Origin of the sequence: Oceanobacillus sp. FSL K6-3682 (assembly GCF_037976165.1) — a bacterium.
In the GTDB taxonomy this organism is placed as follows: Bacteria; Bacillota; Bacilli; order Bacillales; family Amphibacillaceae; genus Oceanobacillus; species Oceanobacillus sojae.
On the sequence record NZ_CP150263.1, the window covers coordinates 3,234,445 to 3,252,239 of the forward strand.

13 protein-coding genes are annotated in these 17,795 nt (G+C 37.3%); 2 read left to right on the forward strand and 11 right to left on the reverse strand.

Features of this window, described 5'->3' with window-relative positions; all coding sequences use genetic code 11:
* Positions 1-18: 18 nt before the first annotated feature.
* Complete coding sequence (locus MHH51_RS16120; protein WP_339282501.1) at positions 19-3,153, reverse strand: DEAD/DEAH box helicase; 3,135 nt, start codon at positions 3,151-3,153, stop codon at positions 19-21.
* A 259-nt stretch (positions 3,154-3,412) separates the two neighbouring features.
* On the opposite strand from MHH51_RS16120, the gene MHH51_RS16125 reads away from it, so the two are divergent.
* Complete coding sequence (locus MHH51_RS16125) at positions 3,413-4,984, forward strand: peptide chain release factor 3 (protein ID WP_339282502.1); 1,572 nt, start codon at positions 3,413-3,415, stop codon at positions 4,982-4,984.
* 46 nt (positions 4,985-5,030) lie between these two features.
* Here the strand turns inward: MHH51_RS16125 and helD are convergent, their stop codons facing one another.
* The 6 genes from helD to trmB form a co-directional block, all read right to left on the reverse strand.
* Positions 5,031-7,340, reverse strand: coding sequence for an RNA polymerase recycling motor HelD (gene helD / locus MHH51_RS16130; RefSeq protein ID WP_339282503.1), 2,310 nt, complete (start codon positions 7,338-7,340; stop codon positions 5,031-5,033).
* A 258-nt stretch (positions 7,341-7,598) separates the two neighbouring features.
* Complete coding sequence (locus MHH51_RS16135; protein WP_339282504.1) at positions 7,599-8,045, reverse strand: hypothetical protein; 447 nt, start codon at positions 8,043-8,045, stop codon at positions 7,599-7,601.
* A gap of 122 nt (positions 8,046-8,167) precedes the next feature.
* A complete protein-coding gene (locus tag MHH51_RS16140) occupies positions 8,168-9,397 on the reverse strand; it encodes a Zn-dependent hydrolase (protein WP_339282505.1) in 1,230 nt (409 codons plus the stop codon).
* Positions 9,398-9,424: 27 nt separating this feature from the next.
* The gene (locus tag MHH51_RS16145) at positions 9,425-10,612 is read right to left on the reverse strand and encodes a hypothetical protein (RefSeq protein WP_339282506.1); all 1,188 of its coding nucleotides are present in this window, start codon (positions 10,610-10,612) and stop codon (positions 9,425-9,427) included.
* 672 nt (positions 10,613-11,284) lie between these two features.
* The gene (gene uraA / locus MHH51_RS16150; RefSeq protein WP_339282507.1) at positions 11,285-12,550 is read right to left on the reverse strand and encodes a uracil permease; all 1,266 of its coding nucleotides are present in this window, start codon (positions 12,548-12,550) and stop codon (positions 11,285-11,287) included.
* A gap of 247 nt (positions 12,551-12,797) precedes the next feature.
* Entirely contained in the window at positions 12,798-13,433 is a 636-nt protein-coding gene (gene trmB / locus MHH51_RS16155; RefSeq protein WP_339282508.1) for a tRNA (guanosine(46)-N7)-methyltransferase TrmB, read from the reverse strand.
* Between the two features lie 180 nt (positions 13,434-13,613).
* Here trmB and MHH51_RS16160 point away from each other — a divergent pair, with 180 nt between their 5' ends.
* Positions 13,614-13,895, forward strand: coding sequence for a YtzH-like family protein (locus MHH51_RS16160; RefSeq protein ID WP_339282509.1), 282 nt, complete (start codon positions 13,614-13,616; stop codon positions 13,893-13,895).
* Between the two features lie 17 nt (positions 13,896-13,912).
* Here the strand turns inward: MHH51_RS16160 and MHH51_RS16165 are convergent, their stop codons facing one another.
* The 4 genes from MHH51_RS16165 to thpR form a co-directional block, all read right to left on the reverse strand.
* Positions 13,913-14,731 (reverse strand): phosphotransferase family protein, encoded by an 819-nt coding sequence (locus tag MHH51_RS16165; protein ID WP_339282510.1) that lies wholly within the window; start codon positions 14,729-14,731, stop codon positions 13,913-13,915.
* A gap of 433 nt (positions 14,732-15,164) precedes the next feature.
* The gene (locus MHH51_RS16170; RefSeq protein ID WP_339282511.1) at positions 15,165-16,073 is read right to left on the reverse strand and encodes a YegS/Rv2252/BmrU family lipid kinase; all 909 of its coding nucleotides are present in this window, start codon (positions 16,071-16,073) and stop codon (positions 15,165-15,167) included.
* Positions 16,074-16,108: 35 nt separating this feature from the next.
* Positions 16,109-17,038, reverse strand: a complete 930-nt coding sequence (locus MHH51_RS16175; protein ID WP_339282512.1) for a nuclease-related domain-containing protein — start codon at positions 17,036-17,038, stop codon at positions 16,109-16,111.
* Between the two features lie 193 nt (positions 17,039-17,231).
* Positions 17,232-17,795, reverse strand: coding sequence for an RNA 2',3'-cyclic phosphodiesterase (thpR, locus tag MHH51_RS16180; protein WP_339282513.1), 564 nt, complete (start codon positions 17,793-17,795; stop codon positions 17,232-17,234).

The following is a 17,795-nucleotide window of genomic DNA, read 5'->3' on the forward strand; positions in this document are numbered from 1 at the left end:
CAGCCTTAAGCCAATTATCTATTGCAGCGTTTCTTGCAGCAGTTTCTCCACATCTTCATCTGTCAGCTGATAATTCCATAAATCCTTCGTCTGCACCATCTGTTCTATCAGTTTTCTTTTTTTCTGCTGGAGATTATACATTTTATCCTCAATTGTTCCCTCCGTCAGCATGCGAATCACAGTAACATCATAAATCTGACCGATTCGATGCGCACGGTCTATGGCTTGATCCTCTACTGCCGGGTTCCACCATGTATCATATAGAATAACCGTATCCGCACCAACTAAATTCAAGCCTGTTCCCCCCGCTTTTAAAGAAATTAAGCAAATATCATTTTCCCCCTGATTAAATGAACGGCATATTTGCAGCCGATCCTCAGAAGGTGTTTGTCCATCTAAATAGAAATAAGGAATCTCCTCTATTCTCAATAAATCTCCTATGCGCTTCAGCATTTGGGTAAACTGGGAAAAAATCAGCATTCGCTTGCCTGAACGTTTTGCATCCTTCACGATTTTCATTAAGCGCTGAAGCTTGGCAGATTCTCCATCATAATCACGTATAAATAATGACGGATCACAGCAAATTTGCCTTAGACGTGTGAGCCCTGCCAAAATCTTAATACGATTTTTACGAACCGTATCACGATCCAAATGTTTAAATTTTGGATGTCTTAATTTCGATAAATACGAAATGTAGATTTGCTTCTGTGCTTCTGTCAATGGAACACGTTCGATATATTCCGTCTTTATCGGCATATCCTTCAGAACATCCTTTTTTTCTCTTCGCAGCATAAATGGATGGACTCTTCTCAGAACCTGATCATTGGTAAGCCAGGCAAAGTCTTTCAAACCGCCAAGCAATTCGGGAAATATAATATAAAAAATCGACCATAAGTCCTCCATTTTATTTTCTAAAGGAGTTCCCGTTAAAGCAAATTGATAATCTGCTTTTAATTTTTTTACCGTCCGGAAAACCTGTGTTGCCGGATTCTTAAAAGTCTGCGCTTCATCAAAAATAATTGTCTGGAATGTAATGTTTTTCTTCAGCCAATCAATTTCATTTTTTAAAACACCATAAGAAACAATCCATACATCCTTCTCGAGCAATGTTTTCTTTTTCCGCTTTCTTTCCTGGATGGCGCCGTCCAGTATCTCTGCTGAAAATCCTGGTGCGAATAATTCCCATTCCTGCTTCCACTGATAGCATAAAGATGTTGGGCAGACAATGAGTACAGGTGCTTTTTTCTCCTTTTGCTGCTGGTATTTCGTCATACAAAATGCAATAGCCTGCACCGTCTTTCCTAAGCCCATTTCATCTGCTAAAACACCGCCAAGTCCAGCTTCAGCCACTGCCAGCATCCAACGGACACCATCCTTCTGATAAGGCTTTAAAATAGGTTCAATTTCTGACGCTATCGGATATTTTTCATTTGCTGGAGCCTGGATATCATAAATCATTTCCTTCACAGCTTCTCCTTCAGCCAGATAGCCATTATCCTCCATTCGATGGGCAAACGATAACCCATCCTTTAACGACAGCTCAATTTCCTCCAAAATTTCAGAAGGCGTCATTGAAACAGAGAGAAGATATTTTTCCAATTCTTTTATTTCTTCTGTTTCCAATGTGAGAAAGGAGCCATCCTTTAACCGATAATATGGCCGCTTTTCTTCTATCGCTTCAAGAATCTGACGAACCTCCTGTTCCCAGAAGCCTTTCACCTGGAAGGAAAAGGCGAGCCAATTTGTTCTATCGCGTTTATGCTTCACACGGACAATCGGCTGGAACCGCTTCTTGCTGATTTGATTACGGACAGCATTTGTAACAAAAACATCTGCTATCTTATACAGTTCAGGCAAGTAATGGTATAAAAAATCATATTCTAGCTGTTCATTTTGCAGAATAAAACTGCCTTCCGTATTTGCAAAGCCGCTTCTTTCTAGAAAAGCAATAATTTCTGCTTCTTTTTCCTTATCACGGCGAACCATTGCTGTTTTCTCAAAAGGCGTTATCTTTTTATCTCCATATTGAAATTCCAAGCCTGCCAGTAAACGATTATGAACCCGATCAATATAGATACTTGCTTTAAGCGGTGTATAGAGACTCTTCAACGTTCCAGTTGTATCCTCTACTTCACCGATCCGTTCTAAAAGTACAGAAATAGATACAATCTGTTCCTTGCTGACAACGATTGTTCCCGACTGTTGTTTCCACAGCTGCTCACATAAATGAATCAGCTGCTTTTCTTCCTCTGTCAATAAATATAAAGAACCGTTCTGATAAATAAGCTGATAAGCCAGCAAAAATATTGTATGGCTTCTTTCCAAAAATGAAATCGAATAATTTATTCCTGTTTGACGGATACGAAAAGAAAATGAGGGCAGCGCGTCGTAAAAGCTTAATAACTGCTTGTGATATGCATCAGCTTCCAAATACAAAGAAACAAGTGGACTAGAATGAAGTAATCTTTCCATCCGCTCCCAGGCTGTTACCGGAATAGAGATCCAGCTTGTTTTATCAGCAAAAGCTGTTCCAATCATTTGCTGATCCTCATAAGCCTGAATAAGCTGTTCTAAAATCTGATTGCTGTCATCTTCAAAATAAAATTTAGCTGCATCATATAAGAGATTTTCAGCAACAGAAAATCGTGTTCCATTTTTTAATGCTTTCAAAAAGGCGATAATATTATTAACAGGTTTACCATCAATTTGCACAGCCATTTGCAATGCTTTCCGCTCTGATTTTTCGGGTATACGCAAGTAAAAATGCACCGGAATAGCTTGTCTTGTTTCAAAATAACCACGATGCCGAAATTCCTTTTCTGATTTTCCTGTAAGTGAAGTGCTGTCTGTTTTCGGCTCACCAGTTTCATGTATACCAATTAAAACTGCTGCAATATGCTGGCAATCCAATGTATAAGAACCAAGCTTCGGGCAGCTGCACCCGGTGCTTTCTATTTTATTATTTCGATACGTCAGCATTATATGGAAATCATCTGTGGTTCTAACTGTTCCAATAATCTGCTGATCAAGAAAGGTCAGCTGGACATTTCCTTTTTTCCAGAGACGTTCTCCATATTTATAAGACAGCTCTCCACATCGTTCTTTGATTTCCTGCTTGGATATCCATACCATTTTACTGCACGACCTTTTCATTCATTTCTCATACTCCCATATTTACAGCCAAGCTTATATTCATAAAATAAACTTTTGACCAGATTTTTTATTTTATCCCTTCGATTATTTCACGAATGGGGTTAAATTGTAGTATGATATATCTATTGTTTATTATAAAGCAAGAATGCTTTAACATCTAATAAAGAAATGATGATTTTAAACGTAGCTCCTGATCAACCTATCAGCAGTAAATACAGCTCTTAATAATTGATCGGTCTATTATAGAAAGGATTTCACTATGACAATTCAAGAAGAAGTAAAAAAAAGAAAAACATTTGCGATTATCTCGCATCCCGATGCCGGGAAAACAACGATGACAGAAAAACTATTACTATATGGTAATCTGATTCGTTCAGCCGGAACAGTTAAAGGAAAAAAATCCGGCAAATTCGCTACATCTGACTGGATGGAAATTGAGAAACAGCGTGGTATCTCCGTTACATCCAGTGTCATGAACTTTCAATATGAAGGTTTTCATATCAATATTTTAGATACCCCTGGACATGAAGATTTCAGTGAGGATACCTACCGGACATTAACCGCTGTGGACAGCGTTGTTATGATTATTGATTCCACTAAAGGGATTGAAGCACAGACGATTAAGCTGTTTAAGGTTTGCCGTATGCGCGGTATTCCCATCTTTACCTTTATGAATAAATTAGACAGGGAAGGAAAAGAACCTCTTGCTTTATTGGAGGAGCTGGAAGCAGTATTAGAAATTGATACTTTTCCTATGAATTGGCCTGCAGGCATGGGGAAAGGTTTCTTAGGTATCTTTGACCGGGACAATAAGCAATTTGTACAGCATCATCCTGGTGCAGAAGAAACCTATATTCCTTATCAGGAATTAGAAAACCATCCAGAGTTGACAGAAAATGCAACTTACCAAGATGCATTAAATGAATTAGAGCTTGTTGAAGAAGCTGGAAATACGTATTCTGAGGAAGCTATTTTAAATGGCGAATTAACTCCTGTTTTCTTCGGTAGTGCGCTGTCTCCATTTGGCGTTCAAACATTTTTTAATTCCTTCATCCGCTTGGCACCAAGTCCGACACCGCGAAAGTCAACCAAAGGAGCAGTTGACCCGCAGGAAGAAGCCTTTTCTGGATTTATTTTTAAGATTCAGGCAAATATGAATCCAGCACACCGTGATCGTATTGCCTTTTTACGTGTATGCTCCGGAAAATTTACCCGCGGTATGAGTGTTCAGCTGGCCCGGACTGGAAAGGAATTAAAATTGGCCCAATCTCAGCAAATGGTTGCCTCATCCAGAGAAACCATTGAAGAGGCATATGCAGGGGATATTATTGGAATTTATGATCCAAATGCCTATCAAATTGGCGATACTCTGCTTACCGGGAAAGAAAAATATGAATTTGATGAACTGCCGCAGTTCCCGCCGGAAATCTTTAAAAAGGTAATGGCGAAAAACGCATTAAAGTCGAAGCAATTTCGTAAAGGGATTGAACAGCTTGTTCAAGAAGGTGCCATACAGCTGTTCCGGGATAAATTAACGGATTCCTTTATTCTGGGCGCGGTCGGAGAATTACAATACCAGGTATTCACTTATCGCATGGAAAATGAATATAATGCTGAAGTAATCATGGAGCCCATTGGCGAGCGTATTCCCAGATGGTTAAAGCCTGAACAGGCTGATGCTTCATTGTTTGACTCAGGAAATCTGCTGGTTCGTGACCGTCATGATCAGCCGCTTGTACTCTTCCGCAATGAGTTTGCGTTAAACTGGTTTAAAGACAAGAACCCAGATGTTGAGCTGATTGATCTTTTTGAAACAAATAATTATCAATAAAAAAGGATTTCTGTCCCCAATCTGACCAGGGACAGAAATCCTTTTCTCATCTCTCAACAATTGTCGAATATCTATATTTCTCGTTAGGGATTTTGCTTAAGAATGGAGACATTTCATTGGAAAATAAAATCGTTAAATCATGCATAGCCCGGGTACACGCAGTATAAAGCAGATATCTATCTGCAGCATACGAATACACCTCATCAGAAGCATCTGCAAGAATCACTGCATCAAACTCAATCCCCTTCGCCAAATAAACAGGAACAACAACAATACCTTTTTGATAGGTTTTTGAATCCTCATTAATCTGTTTTATATCTACCTCTTTATGCAGCTTCCGGTATATATCATCACAACCAGCAGCTGTCTTCGCTATAATTGCAATTGTTTCATATCCTTCTTGCTGCTTTTCCTCTATTTTATAAAGCAGCGCATCCTTTTCAGAAATCGACTTTGTCAAACGAATAACTTCTGGAAGTACACCACTGCGGTTAAAAGGTTCAACCGGTTCATCGCTTGGAGAAAAATAAGATGTAAAATCCGAAATCTGCTTCGTTGATCGATAACTTTTTGTTAATACAATCCGTTCTGTACTATCCTCATGTGAGATTTTTTCTTGAATCGGATTCTCCTTTGATGCATAGGAATAGATTGCCTGGTTAACATCACCAAGCAATGTAAAGCTGGCATACGGATAAAGGTGTTTTAGATACGCAAATTGAAACGGCGTATAATCCTGTGCTTCATCAATAACAATTAAATGCACTGGACGGGTAACTTCATGACCAATTATTTCCCCTTTAAAAAAGTTATACGCTGTTGCCAGTTCCCATGGAATCTGTTTTTTTCGGAGCAGCCTTATTGCTTCTACTTTATATCGCTGGATAGCATCATTTCCATTCAACTCTGCTATGAGGTCCATATACATTTTAAATGTATTGACAAAGCGATTTTGACGAATCATTTTTTGTAAAGGAGCAAAGGTTTTACGAATAATTTTCTCTCTTAAAACCTTTTCTTCATCCTGAATACTGCTTTCCTCCTGCTCACTTTCAGCTTCATGATAAGCCTTCATATAATCATCCTTGGATAACAGCTGAATCTGATCCAGAACCCAATCTTTCTTGATTTCCTCTTTTTGGATTTCACGAATACGCTGCAGTAACCAATTCCTTAGCTGTTCCATTTTATTTGGAAGACGCATATCTTTCTCCAGCGATGCAAAATAATTTTCTATCTCTTTTTTATCAATCAGTAATTCATTCCGAAAACGTATCGATCTGAAAGTAAGATTCGTCCGGTTTAATTTCTCTAAGTGCTGATTAATATCCTCCATAAAAGCCGTACTGGAAAAGTGCTGGATAGCTTCTAATTGTGTCTGCTGCTCTTTTTCCTCTAAACGCATCAGTTTTTCAATTTGAGTGAATGGTGAATCTACATGCAGCGCCTTATCCGTTCCATTTGAAACAAATTGATGGAAGGTTTGCTGGTTAACTGGTTCTTCACCCAACTCAGGCAGAACATTTGCTACATAGCTTGTAAATAAGTCATTTGGAGATAATAACAATACCTGATTCGCTGTTAAATTAGTCCGGTGATGATAAAGTAAATAAGCAATACGCTGTAAAGCTGCCGATGTTTTTCCGCTTCCCGCAGCACCTTGAACAACAAGCACTTTACTGCCTCGATGACGGATAACTGCATTTTGTTCCTGTTGAATTGTAGAGACGATGGATTTCATTTGCGTATCTGCCGCCTGTCTCAAGCTCTCCTGAAGCATCTCATCAATGATAGTTACCGACGTATCAAAAATTCCTTTCATTTTTCCATTACGAATCATAAATTGCCGCTTCAAGCTCATTTCACCATGAACCGTTTTTTCCTGACTCCTGTATTCTACCGGTCCTGGAGCATAATCATAATAAATCCCGGAAATAGGTGCACGCCAGTCATAGATAAGAAAATCCTTCTCTTCTTCATCCATTAAAGAAGAAGTACCAATATAAATTTGCTCTATATCTTCACTGCCTTCTTCCTGAAAATCAATTCTTCCAAAATAAGGCTGATTTTTCAAGCGCTCTAATTGATTCATCCGTTGATAATTTTTCCCATAATGCCGTTCTTTTTGGGCAAGGATATTCGATTGCTGTTTAATGCTTTCCTGTGTTTCAATGATATCATCCATCTCATCCATGTTGACTGTAATATCATCCCAAAAAGTTTTACGCAGCTCTACGACATCCTCTTTGACCTTGGAGGACTGTTCCTTCAAAGCATTTTGTTTCTTTTCAATAATATCTAATACCTTCTCCAGACGCTGATATTCAAATTCATGGTTATTATTTTGCTTATCCATCAACTTCCTCCTTTAAAACCGAAACAAATAGTTGACATATATATTCTTATACTGTATAATGATAACATATACGTATATATTATAAAGTATATCTTTAACTTTTATATTTTATCATTGTTGAATAAATTAATCAATACATAGATATAAAGCCTGCTATTTTTTGGTGGGCTTTTTTGCTGTTTATTTTTCATCACTTTTATTATTCAAAATGCATCAATGTAATTAATTAATACATTGCCAGTGATATTTTATGTTGTATCAATCTTTTACTAACAATATATCATATTGAAGAATGAAATTTTTTTCTATTTCCAATTTAGCCATGTTAAATCCCAATTTTATTCCATATTTCAAGATTTTTCGATACTCCGAAATTGAATCCTCCAACGCCTCTTCCTTCACAGAATTATTTTTATCCATATATGATAATAAGTCCTGTACATTTTCCCCCGTTAATTTATCAGTAGTACTAAGGATACTCGAAATATAGTTTGCTACCTGTTCATTAGCGAAGCTCATACCTTCCAGTACTCCTTTTGGAAAATCAGGAGCCAGTTTTTTCAGACCTTTCTTAGCAGCCTCTTCAGAAATATCGTCTCTATAATAAACTCCCGACATATCGTGAAAACTTTTTTGACTCTGTACCTGCTGCTCTTCTGCTAATGTTCGAAAGTTCTTCTCTAATTCTTTCAGTTGGGTTCTCAAGCTAAAATCCATCCTTCGTATTATTTTATTTAAATATATCATTCTTTTATAAATACCTGCCAGAACCAGACTTTTAGTTATACGAAAAGCTATCGACAACAAAAAACCCCAGCGCCTAAGCACTAGGATTTTTTTGTTAATTTTAATGCAGTTTCATACAATACTTCCACACCAGCAGCAAGCTCATGTATTGCCGTCCACTCCTCCGGACAATGACTGAGCCCGTCTTTGCTGGGAACAAAAATCAATCCGACCTCCGTTATATCAGAAAGAACCATCGCATCATGTCCTGCTCCACTGTGCATGGTGATATAGGAGATATCCAGCTGTTCACAGGATGCTTGCAGCAGAGAACGGATTTCTTGATTTAATTCCTTTGGCTGCATGTACAGCGATTGCTCCACTTCAGCCTGGATATTATCCTTTTCATAAGACGCAATGAAGTCTTTTACTTTTTGTACTACATTTTTAATATGCTCTTCTTTGCTTGAACGAATATCGACAGAGAACGTTACTTTATCCGGGATAACATTAGCTCCATTAGGAAATACCTCATGTCTTCCTACTGTTGTAACTGTCCCTTCTCCTTCTTCTATTGCAATTTGCGGGAGCTTAGCAATAATATTCGCCGCTGCTACCAACGCATCTGAGCGACGATCCATCGGTGTTGTACCAGCATGTCCGGCTTTTCCGGAAATAGTTACTTCAAGCTGTGTTAACCCGACAATAGATTCCACTACACCAACCGAAATTTGCTCTTCTTCTAAAAGAGGCCCTTGTTCAATATGCATTTCTAAAAATGCTTTTATTGTTTTTGGGTCACGTTTTACCTCTAAGGAAGAATCTAAACCAATCTCTTCCATAGCTTCCGGCACAGAGATGCCATTTTTATCTTTAAGCTGTTTTATATCATCCTTTTGAAGATATCCTGCAATTCCTCTTGACCCCATTAAACCGCCGCCGAATCTAGATCCTTCTTCTTCAATCATCGCAATAATTTCCAGTGGATGTGCCGGCTTGATATGATTTTCCTGAAATAGTGCTGCTATCTCTAATCCAGCAACAACACCGGCAGGGCCATCATAATCTCCTCCATTCGGAACACTGTCAAAGTGAGAGCCTACGATAACACTTGGCGCATCCTTCTTTTCACCCTCAAGCTTGCCAAAAATATTACCGAGACCATCTTCTCTTACTTTCAGTCCGTATGTTTTCATCTGCTCTTTTATATAGGTGCGGGCCTGTAAATCCTCTTCACTATACGTTAAACGCGTCGTTCCCTGATTTGGTGTGGCTGTATATTTACTTAAACTATTAATATGCTTTTCAATCCGTTCCTGACTAGCTTTCATGTGAAGATACCTCCATTAAATACATACTTACAAGAAATTAACAAATACACCTGCTAGTATAACAGATACAATCGTCACCGTCACAAATCCTCCAACTAACATCGGGGAAAGCATATGACTCGTTAAAATTTCTCTTTCCTTTGGATCCTTTGTTAAAGAATTAATAACCTCATTTGTAATAACGTAATCTGCCGGGAAACCATAGAAGGCAGTTAACGAGATTGCATATGCCATTGCCTTGCTGACTTTTAATAGCTTTCCAACAATAAAGGAGAAAATGTACATCCCAATAACTGCTAAAAGAATACTTCCAACTAATAAGTAAATGATGTCAAGCATCATTCCAGGAGTAGCATTTCTTAATCCATCAAGAACATATAGCATTAATCCTAACATAGCAAAGCCAAAACCATTTGCTTTTTGCAATGCCTGCTTTTCTAAGAAGCCAATACTTCTTCCGATTACCCCAAATAACAGGCAAAGTACCATTGGACTGACAGTTACCAGCGGTTCCAGCAAAGTAGAAACGAAATAAGCTAGAAAACCAGTGAATGCTAATCTAAAAAATATGAAATAACTTGTATGATATTGTTCAGGCAGCTTTTTAAATAATTTCGCACCCTCGTATTCTTTCACTGTTCCTTTACTTTCATCATCAACTGATTTTAATTCACCACTGCGAATTTGTCCCAATAAATGTTTTCCTTCTTTTTTCAGCATAACTGATGTTAGTGGGTAACCGGCAAACCCTTGCATGACATAGATAACAATTGCAAATACGGATAAGCTGACAAGCCCAGCATCTGCTGCTCCTTCTGACATAATCAGTGAAGATACCAGTCCACCTACTAATGGCGGTACAGCAACAACCATAGCCTGAAATCCAAAGAGCATGGTACCAAAGCTAAGTAAAAAGGCAACAACACCCAAAATACCGCCAAGTGCAATTAAAATCGTTTTCCATTGTGCTTTCAGCTCCTGTAAAGATAAGAGTGTACCCATATTTACAATCAATAGGTACATAAGTGCGGTAGCAACCACAGGAGGTATTCCAGCTACGGCAACAATATCTTCCGGGAAGAAGGTCCAATATCCTGCTAAAAACAAAACTGCACAGACAAAAATCGACGGCACCCAGGCTTTTGTTCTCGCAGCAACTACATCTCCTATATATAAAATCAAAACAATAAGTACTAACGCAAACATCTGTGACATGCTCATTCATCCTCCAAAAATTTAATTGTTTTTTCTTGTTGTCTGTCTTCAAAAAGGTTATGAACATTTTTACGACTAAAGACAATCAATATCTAGTTTAACAATTCGATTGAAAAATTTTGTAAATTAAATATATTGAGATTAATATTTCATTCACATATTTTTCTGACTATTTACTGCGTAATAAAAGATTTTCATTTCTGGAGAAATTACTTATCCGCATTACATAAAAGAATTTAATATCATAAAATACTTCTCTGAAAAAAATTCATATTCTAAGAGTAAAAAATACAGCCCATGAAAGTATGGCACTGCTTCGTTTTCAAAGTATTCAATGAATAATTTGTTTCCAGGTAATACTCTCTGCTTCAAATCAATTGTCAATAATCAAATCATTTTGTCGATAATCGACATATTATCACCAATGGGACCACTCGTCAATAAGAATTTAACAGGCTTTACAGCTTGATATAACTGAGTTCTATTATAGAACAGCTAATAAAATGTTATGGCGCTTGATTTGGTATCGCTTTCTATATTTCATTACAATTTTATTAATATGGAAAAATTTATAATAGAAAAAAGAACTTTAAAGCAGCATATAATTTCTCTGGTTGGAATTTAAATACTGCTAAAGTTCTCTTTTTCGTAAATTATTTATTTTGTACTTCCCTACTTATCTTCATTTGATAAGTTTAATATATCTAACAGCTTAAAGAATAGACTGATTAAAATAGCTACAATTGTTGCCAGCCCCATCCCTTTCAGCTCTACTGTTCCCAGTTGAATGGTTGCTCCGCTTACTCCAATTGCTAATACGACACAGGTCAGTATTAGATTTTGTGATTTATTATAATCAATCTGCTGCTCTACAAGCATGCGCAAGCCGCTTACTGCGATAATACCAAATAATAATAAAGAAATCCCACCCATAACAGGTGTTGGAATAGACGAAATCAAGGCAGCCAGTTTTCCACAGAACGAAAGAAGAATTGCAAGTACTGCTGCTCCGCCAATAATCCATGTAGAATATACTCTTGTAATCGCGAGAACACCTATATTCTCGCCATATGTTGTATTTGGTGTCGATCCGAAAAAGCTGGAAATCATTGTGGAAATACCGTTACCAAATAATGACCGGTCCAAGCCGGGATCCTTTACCATATCTTTCTTTACAATATTCCCAGTAACCACTAAATGTCCAATATGCTCCGGCACCAGAACAAGTGCAGCCGGTAAGATAATAAGAATATCAGACCAGTTAAATTCAATTTGATAATATGTCGGCATTTGAATCCAGGCAGCCTCACGTACTGCTGAATAATCGACAATCCCGAACATTGTTGCAATAACGTACCCAGTTACTATCCCGAGTAAAATTGGAATAATTTTCAGGAATCCTCTTAAGGTTACCCAGTAAATAATGGTTGCTCCTAAAGTCAATAAAGATATTGTAATAGCTGTCATATCTCTGGAAGCCTCTTCCCCAGGCAACAGGCCAGCCATATCTGCAGCATTAGGTACAAGTTCAAGCCCGATAACCGCAACAATTGCTCCCATGGCAGCAGGCGGGAAAATCACATCGATCCAGCTCGTGCCTGCGTATTTTACAATAACCCCAATTAAGGTTAAGGCAAGGCCTACCACAAAGAACCCACCGAGCGCTGCACCATATCCTCCGCCATTCGTCAGAACCATTGTAACTGGCGAGATAAAAGCAAAGCTCGATCCTAAGTATGCAGGAATTTTTCCTTTTGTAATAAGAATATATAGTAGTGTTCCAAAGCCATTCATCATTAAAATGGTAGCTGGATCTACATTAAATAAAATCGGAACTAAAACGGTTGAACCAAACATAGCAAATAAATGCTGCAGGCTTAAAGGCAAGCTCTGTAATAGCGGCGGCCGTTCATGTACTTGTATTTCCCTTGATTTCATAGCTATCTGTCCCTTCTATGTAAATTCCATATTTATTTTGTCTAATCTAAAGACACCTTACCCATGCGGAAGGTAAGGTGTCAGAATTCACAAAGGAACATTATCCTCTAAAGGAACATATATTTTGCTTTATCCGATTGACCTTACCAGCCTCACTGGACTAGATTAAAGGTTCATTACATACGATAATATCATATTATATTATGACAAATAAATGCAATAACTGTCAATTATGCATTTGTAAAGATTAGAATTTTGCTTTACAGCGATAGATAACATGCCCCTTCGAAGAGAACTTTTCCTCATACTCTGTTTTCACATTTTTTTCATCTTCTATTGCGTGCAGGTCCAGGTTCACTTCAACAAGCTTCATCCCATATTCTGAAAAACTGACCAGTGAATACTCAAATAATCCTCTATTGTCTGTTTTCAGAATGATTTGGCCTTCGTCAGGCAAAATATCCTGATACTGCTCTAAAAAGCTCTTATAAGTCAAGCGTCGCTTCTCATGCCGATTTTTTGGCCAGGGATCGGAAAAGTTTAAGTAAATCTGTTCAACTTCATTATCCGCAAATAAAGAACGGATATCATTCGCATCCTCATTTAAAAGGCGGATATTAGACAGGCCAGCTTCATCAACCTTTTGAACTGTTGAAACAATAATACTTTTGGCAACTTCTATGCCAATAAAATTAATGTCCGGATACTGTTTTGCCATCCCTGTGATGAATTGTCCTTTACCTGAGCCTATTTCTACATGAATTGGATTTTCATTTCCAAAAATGCTGCTCCATTTCCCTTTATTCAGACTGGGATTTTCTAATGCAATATGATTTTTTTCTTTTAAATAATCGTCAGCCCAAGGCTTATATCTTTGTCTCATATAAACTATCCTCACTTTATTACTTTTACTTATGATATAACGTCAGAAAACCAAACTCCCAGGACATAAAAAACATAGCTTATGTTTCCTGCTGTTTAAAAGGAGATCAGTTAAGTTAACCAGCCGTGAATAATAAATGACCATTCGTTTAAACTATTCTCAGGAATGAGGTGAATTAAAATGCAATTATCTATAGAAAACAAACTGCAGCTACTATGTGATATTCTGGATGAACATCAATCTAATTCTTACGGATCTCCTAATGAATATGCTCAACTGGAACGGCTTACTGCTTCCATATTAGCCAAAAAGGATCTGTCTGACCAGGATATTCAGGATGTCCTGACAAGCATTCATCAATACGGAAAAACAGGAACTGGCGTATCCGATTGCGCCAGACATATTGAAAATCATCAGGATCAGATCAGCCGCTGGATTAATACAGTCCAGCAAAACCTTTAAAAACTGGTTCATACAATTTATGATACGATAAAATCCTTAATCGACCAATTGATTTCCAGTAATTCCTTTAATCTCTGCTGAACCTTTCCGTTCTCATGCCGCGCAAGGTGCCAGCATAAGAATTGCAGATTGTCCTGAAGCAGATACCAGTACATGCGAATAAACCATTGTCTATCTGGCTCTATTCCGTAATTGATAAGCCACTTTTCCCATTTTTCCCGGGGTATATACCATTTTAAGAGCATACCAATATCCGTCGCAGGGTCAGCAATGGTTGCATTATCCCAATCAATTAAATAAATCATATTATCTTTTGTTAAAATTAAATTATTATGATTCATATCACAATGGCAAACTGCCAATTTTTGGTTTCTAGTGTAAGGAAGCATTATTTCTAATAAACCAATTGCTTCCTTTACTTCTTTTTGTTCATATAGTAAACCATTCTCTTCTAACTGCAGACATAGTTTCGAAAAACTTTCGTCTGAAGTTGTCGGTTTTTTCCCCATTTTCAATAGCATATGCATTAATTCAGAGGAATGATGTATTTTATACAATAAATCAGCCACAGCTTGCTGCTTCATTTCTTCTTCATTCAAAGAACGCCCTTCCAGCCATTCTTGAGCGGTAATAACATCACCATTTTCTATTCTCTTTGTCCAAATAAGCTTTGGTACAATTCCTTCCGCAGAGAGTACCGCTAAGAAGGGCGATGTGTTTCTTTTCAAAAACAATCGCTTTCCGTTTTTTTCAGCTATAAATGCCTCGCCGGTTAAACCACCAGCCGGTCTGACAAGCCACCCTGTACCTAAAGCATGTTCGAGCCAGTTAATCATAATGTCTTCCCATCTTTCAAAATTAGCGTTCAAGGATCGTCCGAAAAATCTTTATTTATCACAGTATAATTGACTGGGACTGCGATTACTCGCCCCATCGAAGGGAGTTTGCAGGGCTCTCACTTCGAGAAATAAGAAAATAATTTATTTCTAAGCAGGAGTCGGCCAGCCAGGTTACAAAGGCGTTGTGATTACCCGCCATCAAAAAACTCACGCAATGAAGTTTCACTTTATGTAAAAGACTATTCTTGCTTTTTTATCTGTTTACGAATACAGATAGATAAGCAACCCTTCTCTATTTCCGATAAATAATATGATTCTTTTTAACGTGTTAAGTCTTTATTGTATCTATAAATGATCAAAATTACAATATCTATATAATTTATCAATTATATTAAAATAGAATGAAACTTCAATCAATCTGTTTTTCTTACTATTTCTTTATATATACCGCCTGTTTTTCCCTTTTTATATAACAAGTCTGTAATCTGCCGGTTTCTCCATCTGCCTGATAGCTGACAGGAGATTCAACCTCAATTGTCATTTCTTTTACCTGAAATAATTCAACTTCCTTTAAATATTGATGCAGCCCAAAAATAACCAGCAGGAATAACAACAGGATTTTCTTTTTGGAAATCTGATGGATAACCAATATGGAAAGATTGTGTGGATTAACGGTTGCATGAGGAACTACTTTTAGTCCTCCTCCACAGTAGGGATGATTTGCTGCCGAAACTATCCAGGCATTTTCTATATGTCTTATCCTTCCATCATACGTCAAACGGATATTCATTGGTTGAAATCTCAAGATAGCTTGAATTAATGCAATTAGATAAATCAGCTTTCCTAATTTGAGCTGATTAAGCCAAATTTTTAAATGGGATTGATTCGCTATTTCTGTTGTAGCTGCATCAATTCCAATACCTATACTGTTTATAAACTTTTTTTCTCGACCATTTTCCAGTTGAAATGAACCGTTCCAAAAATTAGGATTAGCCGGGTTTGAAATGATATTCTGCCATTGTTTTTCAGCAGTATCCCTTTGTCCTATTCCTTTGGCAAAATCGTTTCCAGAGCCGCCTGGGATAAATGAAATAGATACCGATTGATTTGACCAGCCATTCATTACTTCATGCATTGTACCATCTCCACCGATAACAATAACATGTTTTATATATTCTTTTTTTGAGTAAGTTTCGACAATTATCTGGCCATCCCCCGGCTGGTTTGTAAATAACGCCTTCCTCTCTATATTTCGATAGCTGGTCATTTTTTGAATTCGTTCAAAAATCTTTTTTGCATGACCATTACCGGCATTCGGATTCACAATTAATAAATACATACTTCGGTATCCTCTTCTTATAGTAATCCGGCGGCTTATTCTTCTTCCCATTCCGGTCTTGGTATTGACTGCGATAAGCTGTTTCGTAATAATGTTTCAGCTACATTCAGCTGTCTCTTCTTGAGTGGTAAATGAACAGACCTTTTATTCTGAAACCATTCTGGGAAAGCAAGCTTATCAATAATCTCACTTTGATAAGGTGATGTTGCATATAAAATACGATTGGTTCTGGATATAACCGTTTTTTTAATTGGTATATCAATATTTTCTGCTTGAAGAAAACGCTCAATCCATTTTTCAGATCGTTTTAATGAAATTAATGGATTAACAATACGTATTGGCTCTTCATTATTTTTAGCCGTAATGGTCCAGGTCCGTTCATCTCCGGCCATAATTACTTCTTCTGTATCCAATTCTACAAAAGAAAGTATTTCTATCCCAATTGGAGTAATGAGAATAATATCTGTTTCAACTGCTGCTTGCTTCACTTCAAATATCGGTCTGTACATAACAAGATATGTATCTGGAAAACGCTGTAATAAGAATCTTAATAAGGAGTCATTATAATAACCAGAGTCAACAATGGATACCTGTGAAACAGTTGATGACGCCCATTTCATTTGAATTTCCAATAACCGGTCCAAAAAAACCTGCTTTAATTCTTCTTCTGTCTCAGGTATTTGGGTTATGTCTTTTTTTCGTTTTACTATCTTCTCATCAGGTGTTAAATCCTCTACAACAACCGGCTTTTTCATGAAACGTTCTTTCCATTTTTGCAAAAGAGAAATTTTTTCCTCGGTACTTCCTGCTTCTGCTTGCTCTTCTTCCTCCAGAGCAGGATCCAGCCATTCCGAATAGAAGCGCTGCCATTGCTCTTTCTTTTGTCTGATATATTGCGTAGGATAGCGATATGTATCCCATTCATACCTTGAAATATAATCCTGTAGCTTAATTAACTGTGCCATCTATTCTCCTCTTTCTCATTAGAAAACCCGGCATTCGCTAAGTCTTTAGGTGAATGCTTTAATTGCGCTTATGCAAATAGAAAATATTTATCCTGTGCTGTGCGCTATAAAAAATGGGCTGCAAAGGTTCGTTTTATCATCGATTTACAAACTCATTTATCTATATACACTCACAGTTACTTATTCAATGCTTTCAGCTCAATGGAAAACTCTGAACAATCTCATATTTTGGATTTGACGCAGGGTGTACTTTATATAAATGAATAGCATCTACCTTAAATATATCGTCTAAGTCAGGGGTATTATCCAGTATGTCGTTCCAAATCTTTTCTGTTAAGAAATTATCTTGATTTGCCCACTTCTTAGCTATTGTAATATGCGGAGTATATGCTCTTTTCTCTCTATTATATCCAATTGATTCACATATTTGAACAACTTGTTTCTGAAGCTGGTTTAATATTGGATTATTCTCAATCCCCATCCAGAGTACTCGTGGCTGCTGCTGGTTTCCGAAAGTCCCCAGTGCAGTTCTTTTTATATCAAATACGGAATAGGCTGCTGTTGCAGATGAAAGTTTGCTTTGGAGAGCGTGTAATAATTTTTCGTCCACATCTCCTAAAAAAACAAGCGTGATATGAAAATCCGGCCTGCTTGCCCATTGTTTATATGGAAGCTGATTTTTTAGATTAATCTGCCACTCTGATAATTGCTTTGCAAGCTCCGGCTTCACCTGGATACCTATAAAATAATGAGACAT

Bases quoted from the DNA above. Each gene is read 5' to 3' on its own strand.
- MHH51_RS16120 (WP_339282501.1), bottom strand. From the start codon at position 3,153: ATGAAAAGGTCGTGCAGTAAAATGGTATGGATATCCAAGCAGGAAATC.
- MHH51_RS16125 (WP_339282502.1), top strand. From the start codon at position 3,413: ATGACAATTCAAGAAGAAGTAAAAAAAAGAAAAACATTTGCGATTATC.
- helD (WP_339282503.1), bottom strand. From the start codon at position 7,340: ATGGATAAGCAAAATAATAACCATGAATTTGAATATCAGCGTCTGGAG.
- MHH51_RS16140 (WP_339282505.1), bottom strand. From the start codon at position 9,397: ATGAAAGCTAGTCAGGAACGGATTGAAAAGCATATTAATAGTTTAAGT.
- MHH51_RS16145 (WP_339282506.1), bottom strand. From the start codon at position 10,612: ATGTCACAGATGTTTGCGTTAGTACTTATTGTTTTGATTTTATATATA.
- uraA (WP_339282507.1), bottom strand. From the start codon at position 12,550: ATGAAATCAAGGGAAATACAAGTACATGAACGGCCGCCGCTATTACAG.
- trmB (WP_339282508.1), bottom strand. From the start codon at position 13,433: ATGAGACAAAGATATAAGCCTTGGGCTGACGATTATTTAAAAGAAAAA.
- MHH51_RS16160 (WP_339282509.1), top strand. From the start codon at position 13,614: ATGCAATTATCTATAGAAAACAAACTGCAGCTACTATGTGATATTCTG.
- MHH51_RS16165 (WP_339282510.1), bottom strand. From the start codon at position 14,731: ATGATTAACTGGCTCGAACATGCTTTAGGTACAGGGTGGCTTGTCAGA.
- MHH51_RS16170 (WP_339282511.1), bottom strand. From the start codon at position 16,073: ATGTATTTATTAATTGTGAATCCGAATGCCGGTAATGGTCATGCAAAA.
- MHH51_RS16175 (WP_339282512.1), bottom strand. From the start codon at position 17,038: ATGGCACAGTTAATTAAGCTACAGGATTATATTTCAAGGTATGAATGG.
- thpR (WP_339282513.1), bottom strand. From the start codon at position 17,795: ATGTCTCATTATTTTATAGGTATCCAGGTGAAGCCGGAGCTTGCAAAG.